Source organism: Flavobacterium sp. CFBP9031 (genome assembly GCF_034044945.1).
GTDB lineage: Bacteria > Bacteroidota > Bacteroidia > Flavobacteriales > Flavobacteriaceae > Flavobacterium.
The window spans coordinates 118356-135036 of record NZ_JAXCWF010000009.1 but is presented as its reverse complement, the minus strand read 5'-3'; the positions used below and the strand labels follow the sequence as shown (position 1 = coordinate 135036).

Sequence of the window (16681 nt, the reverse complement as noted above, 5' to 3'; positions counted from 1 at the left end):
TAGCTCTACAAAGATTAGCGATCCTTGGAGCGGAGTTTCTTGCTGAGATTCCTCGTTCCTCGGAATGACAAACTATGTTTGACTTCCTAGTTTAATTCTTGTATTTCTTCAAATTTTGATTTAATACTTTCATAAGTTCAGCATGATTTATTTGCATTGAAACTGCTGAAAGGCAAAATGGCGAACCGTAATTGGTAAAATTAAATTGCGTTAATTTTTTCAGTATTAGATTCTTTTTATTTTCAATCCAATAATCGGGATTATTAATTTTAATAAGAACCATTTTTTGGCTTTGAATTTTTAGTTCTGAAAATCCTTCAATATTGTTCCATTTTATAAATTCTGATGAATTCTTTTCCGGATTAACATTGATTCCACTTTTATCAATAATAAGAAAAAGTTTGTTTTTTATTAATTGCCTAATAGCTATGTAAACACCTAAGCCACAAAATAGGATCAAAATAATTCCTATTCCTTTTATAAACATTAGACTTTTAAATTTATAGGAAAGATAATGTTCAGCATTAATAAATAATTCGAAACCTAAAGCAGTGAACAGTGCACCAATAATTAACAATAAAGACGTCTTTTTTCTACTTGAATAAATTTCTATTCTCTCCATTTATTTTTAATTCGTGCCAATTAGTGAAATTAGTGTTTTACTTCTCCAATCCCTCCAATTCCTCTTTCTTAGTTTTCTTCTTCTCAAAAGTTAAAACCAATGAAGGCAATACAACTAAATTAGCAAACATCGCAAAAACCAAAGTACAAGAAATTAATCCTCCTAAAGCAATTGTTCCGCTGAAGCTTGATAGTGTGAAAGTCGCAAAACCTAAAATCAAAACCACAGAAGTATAGAAAGTACTTACTCCTGTTTCTCTCAAGGCGCTGAAAACAGATTTTTTTACTTTTCCTTTATTTTGAAGTAGATCATGTTTGTATTTCGCCATAAACTGAATCGCATTATCAACCGAGATTCCGAAAGCGATACTAAATACCAGAATCGTTGAAGGTTTTAACGGAATTCCGAAATAACCCATTAATCCAGAGGTAATGCAAAGCGGTAAAATATTTGTAATCAAAGAAGCTGCTACCATTTTGAACGAACGGAATAAATACAGCATCAAGATTGCAATAGTCAAAATCGCAAACAATAACGACTCGATTAAGTTGTGCGCTAAATAAGTTGTTCCTTTTTGGAATACTAAAGCTTTTCCTGTAATCGTAACTTCGTATCGGTCTTTAGGGAAAATTTCATCAATTTTTTTGCGTAGTTTTCCTTCTACTTTTGCCATTTCATCTGTTCCAATATCTTTCATGAAAGTAGTGATTCTGGCATATTGTCCAGTCGAATCAACATAGGCTTTCATTAGGTTTTCTTTACTGTTTTTGGTTGCATTTTTAGCATAACCCAAAATAAAAGTCTGTTCCTGAGAAGTTGGCAATTGGTAATATTCAGGATTTCCGTTATAAAAAGCCTGTTTTGCATATTTAACCAAGTTTACAACAGAAACTGGTTTTGCCAGTTCAGGAATTTCAGAAATGGTATTTTGTAATTCATCCATTTTACGAATTGTCGCCGGTTTCATAACACCCTTTTTCTTTTTGGTGTCAATCATGATTTCCAGAGGCATTACACCGTTGAATTCTTTTTCGTAAAATAAAATATCTTTAAAGAAAGAGGCTGTTTTGGGCATTTCGCCAATCAAACTTCCCGAAACTTTCATTTGTCTAACCCCATTCAAACTCACAATAAATAGAACAGCGTAAATGCAATAAACAATTGTTTTTTTACCTTTTACAATAGTTGTAACTGTGTTTAAAAGCGTCGAAATATAAGTTTTGTCTAAATGATATAAGTGTTTTGCTTTTGGCAACGGCATAAAACTGTAAATAATCGGCACGATAAAAAGTGTCAGCGTATAAACAGAAAGTACGTTGATAGAAGTGACCAATCCGAACTCAAAAAGAAGTTCGTTTCCAGTAATCATCAAGGTTGCAAAACCAATTGCAGCGGTTAAATTGGTCATCAAAGTCGAAGATCCAATTTTTGAAATCACACGCTGTAAAGCTTTTGCCTGATTGTTATGCAGCTTAATTTCTTGCTGGTATTTGTTAATCAGGAAAATACAGTTGGTAATTCCGATTACGATAATCAATGGTGGAATAATTGCTGTTAAAATCGTGATTTTATAACCAAATAATCCAAGCGTTCCAAAAGACCAAGTTACACCGACAATTAAAATGCAAATAGAAATAAAAGTTGCTCTGAACGAACGGAAAAAGAAAAAGAAAATTAAAGAAACGGTCAATAAAGACGCTCCAATGAAAAGTCCAATTTCGCCTTTCATATTGTCCGCATTGATCGTACGGATGTACGGCATTCCTGAAACTTTAAGATCGATTCCAGTTTCTTTTTCGAATTTATCGATTTTCGGAACTAAATCTTTTAAGATAAAAACCTTTCTTTCGGCTGTATTTACCAGCGCTTTATTCATGTAAATGGCAGAACGAACGCTTCCGCTTTCTTTGTTAAACAACAAGCCTTCGTAAAAAGGCAGATTGTGAAACAAATCATATTGTACGCTTTTTAAATAATTAGCATCCAAGATTTTACTTTCGTCAATAAATGGCGCTAGAACAAATTTTTGGTTTACGGTATCTTTTTCAAGTTTCTTTAGGTCATTTAAAGAAATTACTAAATCAACTTCTTTGGCTTTTTTTAAACCGTTCATTAATTCGGTCCAAGCCGCATAATTTTTTGGTGTAAAGAATTTAGAATCTTTGAAACCAATAACGATTAGGTTTCCTTCTTCACCAAACTTATCAAGGAATTTTTGATAATCTTTATTTGCAATATGATCTTTTGGAAGCAGGTTAGCTTCGGTATAAGTCATAGAAAGATTCTTCCACTGATAACCAAAGAAAATAGTTAAAGCAGAAAGTATAACCAGAATCGTAATTCGGTTTTTAAGTATGATTCGGGCTAACTTTTCCCAAAATCCAACTTGGATAGCGTTTTTCATAAAATCTTTAAAAATGGATGCAAATGTAGTGAAAAGTGCTCGAAATCATAAATATTCGATTCTATTTTACTTTATGTTAACACAAAATGCAAGATTTTTAAAAATGGGATAATTTACATGCTTTTTACAAATTAGTCGTTAGCTTTTGCCATATTTGCAATTCGTTTTACAGTAAAAAATACTGTTATTGTAATTTTGCACTAAAAAATAGATCAGCAACAATGCAACAAAATAATACTACAACTTTCATTTTTCTAACCATTCTTTTGCTTTTAATTGTTATTATTTGCTTTATGATTTATCAATTAATGCAAACCAAAAAAGCAAAAGAAGATGCTGAAAAAAGTTTTTATGCTTTAGAATCTAAGGTAAACGATTTGCAGTTGGAGAATTTAGAATCCAAACTAAATCCGCATTTGTTTAAGAATATCTTAAATTCAATTCAGTCGCATGCTTATCAAACTTATTTTGCTCTGGATAAATTGGCCAATGTTCTGGATTATATTTTGTACGAAAGCAAAAAGAAATTTGTAACGGCCAAAGAAGAAATAGATTTTGCATTGAATTTAATCGAAATCAACAAAATCAAAATTAGTCCGCTTTTTGAGCTTAAGGTTAAAACCAATATCAATCAAGAAGACAAATTGTACGATCAGCCTTTGTTAGCGCCTTTAATTTCGATTGATCTAATTGAAAATGCATTCAAACATGCCGATCTTCAAAGTGCAGATGCTTTTATTTCGGTAGTTTTTGAATTTAAAAACAATGCTTTTTTTATGACGGTTTCGAATAAAATATCAGATAAAAAAGTACTGAAAAAAGAACGAAGCGGTTTTGGCCATACAACGCTCGAACACCGTCTTCGCATTATTTATAAGAATAATTTTAAACTCGATAGGTTTATAGAAAACGATGTTTATATTGCCCATCTAAAAATTGATTTACTTGAATACAAAACTGAAATGCTTGCTTCTGGACGATGAACTTCCAGGATTGACTTACCTAAAAATGCTTTGCGAACAAATTCCGGAATTGGAGATCGTAAAAACATGTAATGATCCAGAGAAACTCCTGTCTGATTTTTCGAATCTTGATTTTGATCTGTTAATTTCGGATATCGAAATGCCCGGAATTGATGGGTTGCATCTGGCTGAAAAACTGCAAGATAAATTGGTGATTTTTTGTACGGCGTATAAAGAATATGCGGCCGAGGCATTTAATATCGATGCCGTAGATTATATTACAAAGCCTGTAAAATTGGAACGTTTGCAAAAAGCAGTCGCAAAAGCTTTGGAGCGTTTTGAAAAATCAAATTCAGATAAAAAATTCATTCAGCTGAATACAGACAAAGGGAAAACGCTGTTGTATTTTAATAAAATTCAGTACATAAAAACGGCCGCAAGTGATAGTCGAGACAAAACGGTACTGCTTACCGATGGAAGTTTTTTGAATTTGAAAAATGTAAAATTCGATACCCTTTTAAACGAATTGCCAGATGCTGATTTCTGTCGAGTTAATAAAAAAGAAATCGTGGCGGTAAAAGCAATTAAGTTTTTTAATCATAACGAAATTGTGCTGCACCATGTTGAAGAAAACGGCAAAAACACGACGCTAATCTTAAGCGAAACCTATAGAGCTGATTTTTTGAAAAAGGTGAAATTATAGCCATTTGCAATAAATTTATTTCTGTTAGGCTGACTATCATTTCTAAAACTTATTACAATTTTTTCCTGACTTGTTACATGTGATTGAAATTAACAAGTGAATTACTTTTTCACTAAATTCACAGTGCTGATATTTGCGTTAATTAAATCTAAAGAACGAGTTTATGAATAACGTTAAGAACTCTCTATTCTACATAACAGTTATTGGTGGTTTTACAGCGCTAATATATTGGGTAATTTCAAAAGGAGCTTCATTGGAAGTTGGGCGCAATATTGTAAAGAAAAGTGTTGAAAGCAATCATTGGAAAGACTTTCTTCATTCGATGGTCGAAAATCTACAGCATCCTTTGGCTATTTTATTAGCACAAATCGTAACCATCATTTTAGTTGCTCGTTTGTTTGGATGGTTTTTTAGAAAAATAGGACAGCCGTCGGTAATTGGTGAAATGATTGCGGGAATTGTGTTAGGGCCATCTTTGGTCGGAATGTATTTTCCAGAGTTTTCGGCAGCTTTATTTCCAAAAGAATCTTTAGGTAATCTACAGTTTTTAAGCCAAATCGGTTTAATCCTTTTTATGTTTGTTATCGGAATGGAACTGGATTTAAAAGTGCTAAAAAACAAAGCGCATGATGCAGTTGTAATCAGTCACGCCAGTATTGTAATTCCGTTTGCTTTAGGTTTATCATTGGCATTTTTTATTTATGAAACCTATGCTCCATTGGGAGTTGAGTTTTCTTCTTTCGGTTTATTTATGGGAATTGCCATGAGTATTACAGCTTTCCCGGTTTTGGCTAGAATAGTTCAAGAGCGTGGCATGCAGAAAACAAGATTAGGAACGATTGCTATTACTTGCGCGGCTGCAGACGATATTACGGCTTGGTGTATTTTGGCAGTTGTTATTGCGATTGTAAAAGCGGGTTCGCTTTCGAGTTCACTTTATGTAATCGGAATGGCGATTTTGTATGTAATTATCATGCTAAAAATCGTTCGTCCGTTCTTAAAAAGAGTAGGAGATTTAAATGCAACGAGAGAAAGTTTAAATAAACCAGTTGTTGCCATTTTCTTTATAACACTTTTAATTTCGGCTTATGCGTCTGAGTTAATTGGAATTCATGCTTTGTTCGGTGCTTTTTTGGCTGGAGCGATTATGCCAGAAAACAATAAGTTTAGAAACATATTTATCGAAAAAGTTGAAGATGTTGCCATCATTGTTTTATTGCCATTGTTTTTCGTGTTCACAGGTTTGCGTACACAAATCGGATTGTTGAATGATCCTGAATTATGGAAACTTACCGGTTTGATCATTTTGGTTGCTGTAGTTGGTAAATTCTTTGGGAGTGCTTTGGCAGCGAAATTTATGGGACAGAACTGGAAAGACAGTTTAGCCATTGGAGCCCTGATGAATACAAGAGGTTTAATGGAGCTGGTTGTTTTAAACATTGGTTACGATCTAGGGGTACTATCAACAGAAATCTTTACTATGATGGTAATTATGGCATTGGTGACTACTTTTATGACGGGCCCGGCTTTAGATTTTATTGGATTCATTTTTAAAGATAAAATCACAGCAGTTCCAGAGGAAATTGGCACTAAAAGTAAGTACAAGATTTTACTTTCGTTTGCTACTCCAGAAAAAGGGAAAAAATTACTCAAAATTGCCAACAGCCTTGTTAAAAAGCAAACGGATAATTCGGTTGTAACTGCAATGCATATTTCTTTAAGTACAGAAATACATTCTTTTGATGTTAAAGAACATGAACGTAAAATGATCGGGCCAGTGGTGGAAGAATCGCAATTGTTAGATCAAAATTTAGAGAGCTTGTTTAAAGTTTCGAGTGATATTGATTCAGATATTATTGATACGGCAAACCATGGAGAATATGATTTATTATTGGTTGGTTTAGGACAATCTATTTTTGATGGAACTTTATTGGGGAAAATTCTCGGATTCACAACCAGAATTGTAAATCCAGATCGTTTGATCGATAAGTTCACAGGAAAAGAAGGTTTGTTTGAAAACAATCCGTTCGATGAGAGAACACGACATATTATTACTAAAGCGAAAATGCCAGTTGGTATTTTTATCGATAAGAATCTAGAAGAAGTAAACCAGATTTTTATGCCCGTTTTTAGTAAAGAAGATGCTTTTTTAATTGATTATGCTAAAAAGCTAATCAATAATAACGGTTCTCAGATTACCGTTTTAGATGCTGGTGGAGAAGTGAAAAACACGAGAGAAATTCAGGAAACAATTCGTTCTATCGAGCAGATTGCGCCAAATCATATCATGATAATGAATGATAGAACGCTAAAAAAAGAATTTTTAGAAAGCCAAAATTTAATGATTATCAGTTTAGATAGCTGGAAAAAACTAATAGAATCTCAAAGTATTTGGCTGAATAATTCGCCATCGGTTTTAATTCTTAAACCTTAAATAGTTTTAAAATTCCAATTTAAAAATTCCAAAGTAGGGAATTTAAATAAACAAAATCCCAAATTCCAATCGACTATTGGAGTTTGGGATTTTTTAGAGGGCGCAGAACTTTGTCAAACCTTGACAAAGTTTTTATGTTCAAAGAATGTAAGTTGGAATTTAAAAAAGATTTGGAATTTAACTTTTTATAGTCCCAAATCAAGAACATAAGAAATCTTAACCGCGATATTGTCTTCAAACTTTAATAACTGATTTGGTCCATATCTATAGAATCCGCCTAAACCAAAACCTTTAAAGATTCTGTTCAATTCGATTCCTGATTCAAAATAACCTTTATCCAAAGTTTTATATTCTGGACCAACATGCTGTTCTGGATTTTCCATACTTCCCCATGCCATTCTAGTAACTAAAACCAACGATGGGCGAACTTTTCTCATAATTCTAATTCGGTCAAAACCGTGCTTAATTTGAAACATCAAATATTGGCTTGAGAAGAACTCGTTAAAATACATGGTTTCAAAAGCATTTCTTCCGGCAAAAGTGATACGCTGAATAACGGTTTCCTTCGTTAAGTTATTCGGAGATGTGTTGTATAAATGTGTAATAGGAACATCTCCCATTGCATAACCAGCCTGTAAAAGCAAACTTGTTTTTTGGCGGTTTAAATACTGTTTTTCGTATTCGGCTTTAAAATCTATTTTGCTAAAAGTAAAATCATTATCAAAAACATTCGGTAATGACTGTGTGTATTGAAAAGTAAATCTTGGAAACTTTTTATCGCTTTCAGTTCTTCCTGTTGGAGTCTGCATATAATTGCTGAAAGGGGCCCACACAATAGAAAGCATTGCTGTAGTCATGATATAATTCGAATATAAATTCCCGTTTAGATTAAAAAGATAATCAAATTTTGGCTCGATATAATTTCGCGATAGTTCCAAAACGGCTTCGGTTTTCGGAATAAATTTGGTTTGAACATTGGCGCGCCATCCTATATACTCATAGAATGTACTAATGTTTATCGGACGCGGATCGTAAATTTTAAAAACACGTTTATCAACAGAAAAAACGGTACTTGCAATTTCTCGCACATCATCAGTATAATAACCATTAAACCAAGTATTGGTGTATTTGTCTAATAAAACTCCGCCTCCAACACTGTATTTAAAAACACCATCTTTTGTTCCATAAGCGCCGTAGCCTTCTAGACGGAAGTTTTTAGATAAACGATCGTTTGTAATTCCGCCTACACCAAGACGAAAACCTTCGTAATTGTTATAACTTATGATTTTTTTCAAATCTAAATCGACAGGGCCAATCGGGTAGAAGCCATTAATGATTTTTCGGCCAATTCCTAAGCGTTTTTCGATTCGATTTCGAATTGAAAGGCTATCTAATAGCAAATAAGTTTTTTGGCTTTTTAAATCAAGATTTTCCTTTCGGTAGGCTTCCCAGAAACTTTCAGGTTTTTTGGCTGCATCATCTTTAATTTCGATATAAAGCGAAGGGTTTTTTATTGGACTGTCGGTGTTTACACGAATATCGAAACTATTGCTTTCAGAAAGGAGATAGGTAAAATCTGAAGCCACTTTTTTTCTGGTTTCGAAATTCTCTTCAACATCTCCGTCAAATTGAATTGTACCTCCCAAAATTCGAATATCATCATCATTTTTACCTTTTACGATTTTAAAAGTGGTGTTGCTTTGAAACCATATTTTCTCTTTCGGAATATATTCAAATTCGTGGATTCCACTAATATCCAAAACGCCCTTTATGCGCATTACAGCTTTCGCGACAGCGTAATTTTCTTTATCGATATATAAAACCCCTTCTAATCCAGAGGTTCTGTGTTTTGATTTATTTTTAAAATAGATCATATACGCGTCCCGACCTCTGATGCTAACAGTGTCTAAGAGTTTGTAATTGTAGTTAGAAGACGCATTTTTCGAAATCGGATTTTCGTATTTGGTTTCGAATAATTCGTACTTAGAATCATAAATCGAAATAGATTGAAGATTGAAAGCCAGCACTTCATAAATAGGCTGTTTGAAACCTGCAATTTTGGTTCCCAAAACGGTTTCTTTTAGCTTGTGATCTCCAAACTGATATTGAGAAACTTTCTCGGTCTGAAACAAATGCTGTTTGCTTACAATTTCTTTAAACTTATAATCGGAAGAATCGATATTGATAACTTTTTTGCTTAAATCTTTATATGCGGCCGAAGTATCGATACGTCCATCAATCGAATCGGGATTAGCAGTAACAATAAGTTTGTTATAGGTTTTATACTCAAAATTATTGAGTTTTTTCTGCGGATCGTTTGTCGCTTTATTGGCAATAACTTTTCTAATTATGGTAAGAGCAGGGTTTTCATTAGAAACAACAACTTCTTTTAGATCGTCTGTCTGCTGTAAAAGCGCTACCGAATAAAAGGTTTTGTTATTGATTAATGCAATAGTCTTAGTTTGAAAACCTACATAAGAAATTGAAAGTGATGTAGCAGAACTGCTGATTTTAAAAATAAATTTTCCATCAACATCTGTAATAGTGTTATTGCTTTCTGAGGTGGTAATGGTGGCAAACGGAAGAGGTTTGTTGTTTGAATCGGTTACGATTCCGTTTATTTGAATTTGCGCTTGAAGAGTAAGCGTAAAAAACAAAGTCAAAAAACAAAATAGCTTCATACAGAATGATATAGTTTCAAAAACGAAAAAAAAATAATTTTCGTATGCAAAAATAGCAATAAAAAAATCCGTCTGGTACAATAAACCAAACGGATTTTTTATTTTATCTCAATCTCAAGATTACACCTTCATGATTTCGGCTTCTTTTACAGCCAATAACTCATCAATTTTTTTGATGTAAGCGTTTGTTAAGTTCTGTACTTCTTCCTCGGCAGATTTGCAGATGTCTTCAGAAGTTCCTTCCTTTTCTAATTTTTTGATATCAGTATTAGCATCTTTACGAGAGTTACGAATACCAATTTTAGCATCTTCCGCTTCAGATTTTGCTTGTTTCGCTAAATCGCGACGACGCTCTTCTGTTAATGGCGGTACGCTAATGATTATCATATCTCCATTATTCATTGGGTTGAAACCAATGTTAGCGATCAAGATTGCTTTTTCAATTGCTTGCAGCATATTTTTTTCAAATGGCTGTAATGTAATTGTTCTAGCATCTGGAACACTGATTTTAGATACTTGAGAAAGCGGAGTTGCAGATCCGTAATAATCTACAAAAACACCTCCAAGCATAGCTGGAGAAGCTTTCCCTGCACGAATATTAAGAAATTCTTTCTCTAAGTGTGCAATAGTACCGTTCATTGATTCTTCAGTACTTTCTAAAATAAAGTCTATTTCTTCAGTCATTTTTTTTTTGTTTTCAGTTTTCATTCTCAGTTTTCAGTTAAAGTCTTGCGCGACTGTAAAACTGTTACTGATGACTATATATTTACTACAGTTCCAATGTTTTCGCCTTCGCAAATTTTCAATAGGTTTCCGATTTTATTCATATCAAAAACAACGATTGGAAGTTTGTTTTCTTGGCTTAATGTAAATGCAGTTGTGTCCATTACATTTAATCCTTTTTTGATTACATCATCAAATGAGATAAAATCAAATTTTACTGCAGAAGCATTTTTTTCTGGATCAGAATCGTAAACACCATCAACACGAGTACCTTTAAGGATAACATCAGCATTGATTTCGATACCTCTTAAAACAGCAGCTGTATCAGTTGTAAAATATGGATTTCCAGTTCCGGCACCAAAAATTACAATTCTGCCTTTTTCAAGGTGACGATCTGCTCTTCTTTTAATATAAGGTTCTGCAATAGATTCCATTTTCAAGGCGGTCTGCAAACGCGTTTTCATTCCTTTATCTTCAAGAGCGCCCTGCAAAGCCATTCCGTTAATAACAGTTGCAAGCATTCCCATATAATCTCCTTGCACTCTGTCCATTCCTGAGCTTGCTCCGGCAACGCCTCTAAAAATATTTCCTCCTCCAATAACAATAGCAATTTCTACCCCTTTTGCGTGAATCTGCTTAATTTCATCTGCATATTCGGCTAATCTTTTCGGGTCTATACCGTATTGTAAATCACCCATTAAGGCCTCGCCGCTAAGTTTAAGAAGAATTCTTTTATATTTCATGTGTGTGTTGCGTTAATTTGTGCAAATATAGACATATTCTGATTTTTAAAAATAATGTTTGCAAAAAATTAATTCGTGTTACAATTTTAGGTTTAAAAAGGCCATACAGTTACTTAATTTGAAATGTGACAAATGTCATTTTCTACGTCTTCCTAAATTTCGTATTTTTATTGTAACCTAAAAATAAAAAAAATATGAAAAGCATCGTAGCCAAAGCATTATTCAATAGTCATTCTTATGTTGAATATAGAAAAATAGTAACCGACTTATTGACTGAAGGAAAATCTACAGGAAATGAACAATCTGAAAGTCTTACCAATTATTCCAAATTGAATGAAGCCAGAATGAATAGGCTAGACAAAACGATTACTATTTCAGATTCGATTGCAGAGAAACTTCAAAATTTAGACAATCATTATATTTGGCTGGTTCTTTCAGAAGGTTGGTGCGGAGATGCAGCCCAGATTCTTCCAATTTTAAATAAAATGGCTTTAGTTTCTCATAAGAAAATCGATTTAAGAATTGCATTTCGCGATGAAAATGACGATTTGATGAGCCATTATCTGACCAATGGCGGAAGAGCAATTCCTAAAGTAATCGTTATTTGTAAAGAAGCCGGAATCGTACGTGCAGATTGGGGACCAAGACCAAAAGGAGCGACCGAGTTAATGGCCAAACATAAAAGAGAAGTTGGCGCTATTGATGAAAAAATTAAAACCGATTTGCAGTTATGGTATTTAGCAGATAAAGGAATTTCAGTTCAGGATGAATTGGTTGAAATTATGGAAAACATCAAATATAATCGCCTTTAATCGGATTAATGTGTTGATAAGCAGATGATTTAGTTAATAAAATTATCTTAAAGTCTTTTTGACTTCAATAGATTTTTGTAACTTAGTGAAAGTAACCCACTTCTATTATAACTTTTAGATTTACTCTTTTTATTGGTGTTTTATTTATTGTCCAACAATTAAAATACACTATTATGAAAAAGTTATTCGAAAGGTTTTATGATTTCTTTTCTAAATTTCTATTTGGAGGGAAGAATGTGCCTCACTATTAAACAGAAATAAGTATGAAATAATTTTACTTATTTTTAGGAGCTTGGCACATTACTTTTCAAATTGTAATGTGCTTTTTTTTGCACCAAATATTTAGTTTGCTTCTGATGTGTAATAAAAGAAATCTTGAAGAGTTATTCCAAAAGAAATCATGCCAATACTTTTTTCATTGTGAAGTGGAAAATCATAATCACAGATTTCTGCAAAAAGAATAAAATCATCTGAGCCAATTCCGAGTTTTAATTTTTTGTATTCTCCATTCAAATTGCCACGTCCTATGGCAAACCCTTTTCCGTAACCAACCTGTAGCATAATTCGCGTTTCGGGTCCTACTTTTGGGCTTAAACCAAGATTTAAAAACACTGGAACAGCAACAAGTTTGTCATCCCACTTCCAGTCAATACCACTGTGAATACCTAATGTTAGCCATTTTTTGTAGTGAACTCCATAACCGATTTTTGAACCTAAACCATTTGGGACAAGAAAAGCATTTGAGGATGTTGATTCTGATTCTGAATATGAATCGTTTGTGTTATTAGGGTTTCCAGTTATAGAAACAGCAAAGTCAAATTGTGCGTATGTGAATTTAGTTGCCTGACTATGTATAAATGAATTAAAAAAAGTAATAAATGCAATAGTCAGTAAAATTCTCTTCATTTACAGTTTTATTTTTTCAGGAGTTCTTCCTCAAATAAAGTAATATCAATAGCATTTTTCACATCATAATCGCCAATTTTAGTTCGGCGTAAAACAGTTAAATGCGAACCTGAATTCATTGCTTTTCCAAAATCATAAGCCAGAGAGCGAATGTAAGTTCCTTTAGAGCAAACTACTCTAAAATCTATTTCAGGCAATGCAATTCTTGTAATTTCAAATTCGTGAATCGTAGTTTTTCTGCTTTCGATTTCGATAGATTCTCCAGCACGAGCGTGTTCGTACAAACGAACGCCGTCTTTTTTAATAGCCGAGAAAATAGGCGGTTTCTGATCGATTTCGCCTAAAAATTGTTTTACCGTTTCATGAATCAAAGCTTCATCGATATGATCGGTTGGAAAAGTCTGATCGATTTCGGTTTCCAAATCATAAGATGGAGTAGTGGCACCTATATAAAACGTACCCGTATATTCTTTTGCCTGACCTTGAAGTTCTGAAATTCTTTTAGTGAATTTTCCTGTACAGATTAATAAAAGTCCAGTTGCTAAAGGATCTAAAGTTCCTGCGTGACCAATTTTGAACTTTTTTGGAAGTCCAACTTTATTAATTAAAAGGTATTTTAATTTATTGACAGCTTGAAATGAGCTCCATTTTAAAGGTTTATCTATCAATAAAACCTGTCCTTCTAGATATTCTTCAGGTGTCATTATATAATCGTAAGCGGATGAATAAAAAAGTGAATCAATAATAAAATGATTCCGGCAATAATTCGATAGTAACCAAAAACTTTGAATCCGTTTTTAGTCAAAAATCCGATGAAAGTTTTAATCGCTAAAAGCGCTACAGCAAAAGCAACAATATTCCCAATAACCAACATGTTTACTTGGTCGTGAGATAATTCAAAACCAGCTTTGTAATAATCGTAGCATTTTTTGGCTGTTGCTCCCAACATAGTAGGAACGGCTAAGAAAAATGAAAATTCTGCAGCTGTAGTTCTTGATAATTTTTGAGACATTCCCCCAACGATACTAGCTCCGCTTCGAGAAACTCCAGGAATCATAGCAATACATTGAAACAATCCGATTTTGAAAGCTTGTAAATAACTGATTTCTTGAGAGGTTTCAGCTGTATTTGGATTGTTAAACCATTCGTCAACTTTCAATAAAATAATTCCACCGATTAAAAGTGAAATTGCGACAGTTACCGGATTTTCTAATAAGCCATCAATAAAATCGCTTAATAATAATCCTAAAACAACTGCTGGAATAAAAGCAACAAGAAGTTTAAAGTAAAAATCAAAAGTTTGAAAGAAACGTTTGAAGTATAAAATAACAACAGAAAGTATTGCGCCAAGCTGAATTACAATAGTAAAAAGTTTAGTGAAATCGTCATGAGCGATTCCAAAAAAAGAAGAGGCAATAATCATGTGACCTGTAGAAGAAACAGGCAAAAACTCTGTAATTCCTTCAATAATAGCAAGAACAATAGCTTGTAGTGTATTCATTTAGAATTTTAGATTTCAGATTTTAGATTTCAGATTGTCACCCTGAGCGAAGTCGAAGGGCGTTTCAATTGGAAATCTATAAATCTTTATTATTTAGATTTTTTGAATATAGAATAAATCGTGATTCCGAAACCGATTAAAACAGTTGTCGGTGCTAAACGAATACGTCTAAAGTTAAAAATATCTTCGTTAAAAACATTTGGATCTTTACTTCCTCCGCCAGACATTAAAATAAATCCTAGCGCAATTACAGCAATACCAATCAATAAAATTTTATAATTGATGCTGTCAAAAAGGAATTCTTGTTTTTGAACTTGTTGTTCTTCTTTATTATTGTTGTTTTTCATTTTTATATGTTTGTCAGCCTGAGCGAAGTCGAAGGCATTTTTTTTAAATCTAAAATCTGCAATCTAAAATCTGCAATCAAAAATTAATAAAGATCGTCGGTTCTTAAATTCAAGAAACGTTGTGTTGCAAAATGCGTGCTAACCCAAGTAATTAAAACTCCTAATCCGAAAACGGCAACCAAGACTAAACCAGTTAAAGCTTTGTCTTCTAGAATTCCTAAACCAGGGAAATTAGTATCTACGTAAAGCAACAATGCTATTAAAGCAATAATGGCCAAACCTGCGCCCAGCATTCCAAGTTTTACACTTCGCATTACAAAAGGTTTACGGATAAACGCTTTTGTCGCTCCAACCATTTGCATGGTTTTGATAATAAAACGATTTGAATGTATAGATAAACGTAGCGAACTGTTGATTAATAAAACAGCAATTACAGTCAAGAAACCGCTGATAATCAAAATCCACATACTTACTTTTCTGATGTTGTCATTTACCAGATTTACCAATTGTTTGTCGTAAACAATATCTGAAATCATAGTATTTTTGCGGAAGTTACTTTCGATCTTAACGATGCTGTCTCTTTCTACGTAATCTGCTTTTAAGTGAATATCGTATGAATTCAATAATGGATTTTCTCCCAAAAAGGTTAAAAAGTCTTCTCCAATGATGTCAGTATGGTCTTTTGCCGCTTTTTCTTTGGTTACATAAACAAAAGATCTCGCAAAAGGAGCTCTTTTAAGTTCTGTATTAAATGCTTTGATAACACTGTCGTTTGCTTCGTTTTTAAAGAAAACCGTCATAGCGATTTTTTCTTTAAAATCGTCCGCCAGCTGTTTAGAATTAATAATGAATAATCCTAGTACTCCCAAAAGGAATAAAACCAAGAATACACTTAATACTACCGAAAAATAAGAGGAAATTAACCTGCGTTTTTGAAATTTATCAAAGTTAGAACTCATAGTTTGCTTAAATTATGTGGTAAAAATAATAAAGAATTTCTTTATTTAAAGTTAATAACAAACTTTTATACTTAAAAGTACAATTTAAATCTTGAATAAATTTGTGTTTAACCGCAAAGCACGCTAAGATTTTTTAATATTTGACTTTATAACAACGCAAAGTTCGCAAAGCTTTGTATTGATGAAGCCTTGCGAACTTTGCGTTTGTAAATATATCTTTTGGTTAAAAACTTAGCGTGCTTTGCGGTTAAAAATCTTAGTAACTCAGAATCTCAGAGCCTTTACTTAACCTTATAAACTTCAATGCTTTTTAACCAATATACGTGGCGTGGTCCAGTTCTGAAATCATTGCTGCAAATCGCAATTATCTCTCCGTTTTTAACTGGTTTTCCATTTTCTTCAAAAAGGATATAAGCATTTTCTCCCGTCGGATTATTGAAAAGTTCTGCCCATGAAAAAGTAGCTTTGTAATCATCTGAAGCTCTTGCTACGATATAGAAGTTTCGGTCTTTATGATCTTCCTGCTTGATTTTGGCTTTTTCGAGAATATCTTTCAAAAGAACGCCTTTACAAGCTTTAATTACTCTTTTTACTTCTCCATTTTTTCCAGTAATTTTAAAATTGTCAAGGGTAACAACTTTCATTTTTTTAAGAGAATCGACTGTTAATTGTAGCGGAAATTCAACCTCGCCTTTTACGTCAATTTGACGATTGACTAATTTCAAGCTGTCTTCTGCCGTAAGCGTTCCATGTTCATGTTTTTTAGTTTCAGAAGTTTTTTCAGTTGAAATTTTTTCTTCTTTTTTAGATGAATTGCACATGGAGCATGAAAATGCAATAAAAAGAACGAGAATGTAATTTTGTGTTTTCATAAGAGTTGTGAT

The 16681-nt window shown here is 33.0% G+C and carries 15 protein-coding genes; 4 read left to right on the top strand and 11 right to left on the bottom strand.

From position 1 onward, the window contains the following. Positions 1–91 precede the first annotated feature (91 nt). Positions 92–622 carry an STM3941 family protein gene (locus SOM12_RS15915; RefSeq protein WP_320494191.1) on the bottom strand — a complete coding sequence of 177 codons (531 nt, stop codon included), beginning with the start codon at positions 620–622 and terminating at the stop codon, positions 92–94. Between the two features lie 37 nt (positions 623–659). After that, the gene (locus tag SOM12_RS15910; RefSeq protein ID WP_320494190.1) at positions 660–3026 is read right to left on the bottom strand and encodes an efflux RND transporter permease subunit; all 2367 of its coding nucleotides are present in this window, start codon (positions 3024–3026) and stop codon (positions 660–662) included. 221 nt (positions 3027–3247) lie between these two features. Here SOM12_RS15910 and SOM12_RS15905 point away from each other — a divergent pair, with 221 nt between their 5' ends. The 3 genes from SOM12_RS15905 to SOM12_RS15895 all read left to right on the top strand — a co-directional run bounded on the left by SOM12_RS15905 (position 3248) and on the right by SOM12_RS15895 (position 7125). Beyond that, entirely contained in the window at positions 3248–4009 is a 762-nt protein-coding gene (locus SOM12_RS15905; protein WP_095928311.1) for a sensor histidine kinase, read from the top strand. After that, positions 3972–4691, top strand: coding sequence for a LytR/AlgR family response regulator transcription factor (locus tag SOM12_RS15900; protein ID WP_095928310.1), 720 nt, complete (start codon positions 3972–3974; stop codon positions 4689–4691). Before SOM12_RS15905 ends, SOM12_RS15900 begins: the two co-directional genes overlap by 38 nt. Positions 4692–4854: 163 nt before the next feature. After that, positions 4855–7125 (top strand): cation:proton antiporter, encoded by a 2271-nt coding sequence (locus tag SOM12_RS15895; protein WP_095928309.1) that lies wholly within the window; start codon positions 4855–4857, stop codon positions 7123–7125. Between the two features lie 185 nt (positions 7126–7310). Here the strand turns inward: SOM12_RS15895 and SOM12_RS15890 are convergent, their stop codons facing one another. The 3 genes from SOM12_RS15890 to pyrH all read right to left on the bottom strand — a co-directional run bounded on the left by SOM12_RS15890 (position 7311) and on the right by pyrH (position 11272). Next, positions 7311–9806 carry a DUF5686 family protein gene (locus SOM12_RS15890; protein WP_320494189.1) on the bottom strand — a complete coding sequence of 832 codons (2496 nt, stop codon included), beginning with the start codon at positions 9804–9806 and terminating at the stop codon, positions 7311–7313. A gap of 120 nt (positions 9807–9926) precedes the next feature. Continuing rightward, positions 9927–10490 (bottom strand): ribosome recycling factor, encoded by a 564-nt coding sequence (frr, locus tag SOM12_RS15885; protein ID WP_320494188.1) that lies wholly within the window; start codon positions 10488–10490, stop codon positions 9927–9929. 74 nt (positions 10491–10564) lie between these two features. Further along, on the bottom strand, positions 10565–11272 hold the full coding sequence (pyrH, locus tag SOM12_RS15880) for a UMP kinase (protein WP_320494187.1): 708 nt from the start codon (positions 11270–11272) through the stop codon (positions 10565–10567). Between the two features lie 194 nt (positions 11273–11466). On the opposite strand from pyrH, the gene SOM12_RS15875 reads away from it, so the two are divergent. Further along, the gene (locus SOM12_RS15875; protein WP_320494186.1) at positions 11467–12084 is read left to right on the top strand and encodes a thioredoxin family protein; all 618 of its coding nucleotides are present in this window, start codon (positions 11467–11469) and stop codon (positions 12082–12084) included. A gap of 342 nt (positions 12085–12426) precedes the next feature. Here SOM12_RS15875 and SOM12_RS15870 read toward each other — a convergent pair whose 3' ends face one another. The 6 genes from SOM12_RS15870 to SOM12_RS15845 all read right to left on the bottom strand — a co-directional run bounded on the left by SOM12_RS15870 (position 12427) and on the right by SOM12_RS15845 (position 16669). Next, positions 12427–12990 carry a hypothetical protein gene (locus SOM12_RS15870; RefSeq protein ID WP_320494185.1) on the bottom strand — a complete coding sequence of 188 codons (564 nt, stop codon included), beginning with the start codon at positions 12988–12990 and terminating at the stop codon, positions 12427–12429. An 8-nt stretch (positions 12991–12998) separates the two neighbouring features. Then, positions 12999–13694 carry a tRNA pseudouridine(55) synthase TruB gene (gene truB / locus SOM12_RS15865; protein WP_320494184.1) on the bottom strand — a complete coding sequence of 232 codons (696 nt, stop codon included), beginning with the start codon at positions 13692–13694 and terminating at the stop codon, positions 12999–13001. Further along, a complete protein-coding gene (locus SOM12_RS15860; protein WP_095928299.1) occupies positions 13694–14491 on the bottom strand; it encodes an undecaprenyl-diphosphate phosphatase in 798 nt (265 codons plus the stop codon). The genes truB and SOM12_RS15860 overlap by 1 nt, the downstream gene beginning before the upstream one ends. 89 nt (positions 14492–14580) lie before the next feature. Beyond that, a complete protein-coding gene (locus tag SOM12_RS15855; protein WP_095928298.1) occupies positions 14581–14838 on the bottom strand; it encodes a DUF3098 domain-containing protein in 258 nt (85 codons plus the stop codon). A gap of 83 nt (positions 14839–14921) precedes the next feature. After that, entirely contained in the window at positions 14922–15797 is an 876-nt protein-coding gene (locus SOM12_RS15850) for a cell division protein FtsX (RefSeq protein WP_095928297.1), read from the bottom strand. A 281-nt stretch (positions 15798–16078) separates the two neighbouring features. Then, positions 16079–16669: a hypothetical protein gene (locus SOM12_RS15845; protein ID WP_320494181.1), complete on the bottom strand. Its 591-nt coding sequence runs from the start codon at positions 16667–16669 to the stop codon at positions 16079–16081. Between the last annotated feature and the right edge of the window lie 12 nt (positions 16670–16681).

Excerpts from the sequence above, each read along its gene's own strand:
- SOM12_RS15915 (WP_320494191.1), bottom strand. The coding sequence starts at position 622 with ATGGAGAGAATAGAAATTTATTCAAGTAGAAAAAAGACGTCTTTATTG.
- SOM12_RS15905 (WP_095928311.1), top strand. The coding sequence starts at position 3,248 with ATGCAACAAAATAATACTACAACTTTCATTTTTCTAACCATTCTTTTG.
- frr (WP_320494188.1), bottom strand. The coding sequence starts at position 10,490 with ATGACTGAAGAAATAGACTTTATTTTAGAAAGTACTGAAGAATCAATG.
- SOM12_RS15870 (WP_320494185.1), bottom strand. The coding sequence starts at position 12,990 with ATGAAGAGAATTTTACTGACTATTGCATTTATTACTTTTTTTAATTCA.
- pyrH (WP_320494187.1), bottom strand. The coding sequence starts at position 11,272 with ATGAAATATAAAAGAATTCTTCTTAAACTTAGCGGCGAGGCCTTAATG.
- truB (WP_320494184.1), bottom strand. The coding sequence starts at position 13,694 with ATGACACCTGAAGAATATCTAGAAGGACAGGTTTTATTGATAGATAAA.
- SOM12_RS15855 (WP_095928298.1), bottom strand. The coding sequence starts at position 14,838 with ATGAAAAACAACAATAATAAAGAAGAACAACAAGTTCAAAAACAAGAA.
- SOM12_RS15875 (WP_320494186.1), top strand. The coding sequence starts at position 11,467 with ATGAAAAGCATCGTAGCCAAAGCATTATTCAATAGTCATTCTTATGTT.
- SOM12_RS15860 (WP_095928299.1), bottom strand. The coding sequence starts at position 14,491 with ATGAATACACTACAAGCTATTGTTCTTGCTATTATTGAAGGAATTACA.
- SOM12_RS15850 (WP_095928297.1), bottom strand. The coding sequence starts at position 15,797 with ATGAGTTCTAACTTTGATAAATTTCAAAAACGCAGGTTAATTTCCTCT.
- SOM12_RS15910 (WP_320494190.1), bottom strand. The coding sequence starts at position 3,026 with ATGAAAAACGCTATCCAAGTTGGATTTTGGGAAAAGTTAGCCCGAATC.
- SOM12_RS15845 (WP_320494181.1), bottom strand. The coding sequence starts at position 16,669 with ATGAAAACACAAAATTACATTCTCGTTCTTTTTATTGCATTTTCATGC.
- SOM12_RS15890 (WP_320494189.1), bottom strand. The coding sequence starts at position 9,806 with ATGAAGCTATTTTGTTTTTTGACTTTGTTTTTTACGCTTACTCTTCAA.
- SOM12_RS15895 (WP_095928309.1), top strand. The coding sequence starts at position 4,855 with ATGAATAACGTTAAGAACTCTCTATTCTACATAACAGTTATTGGTGGT.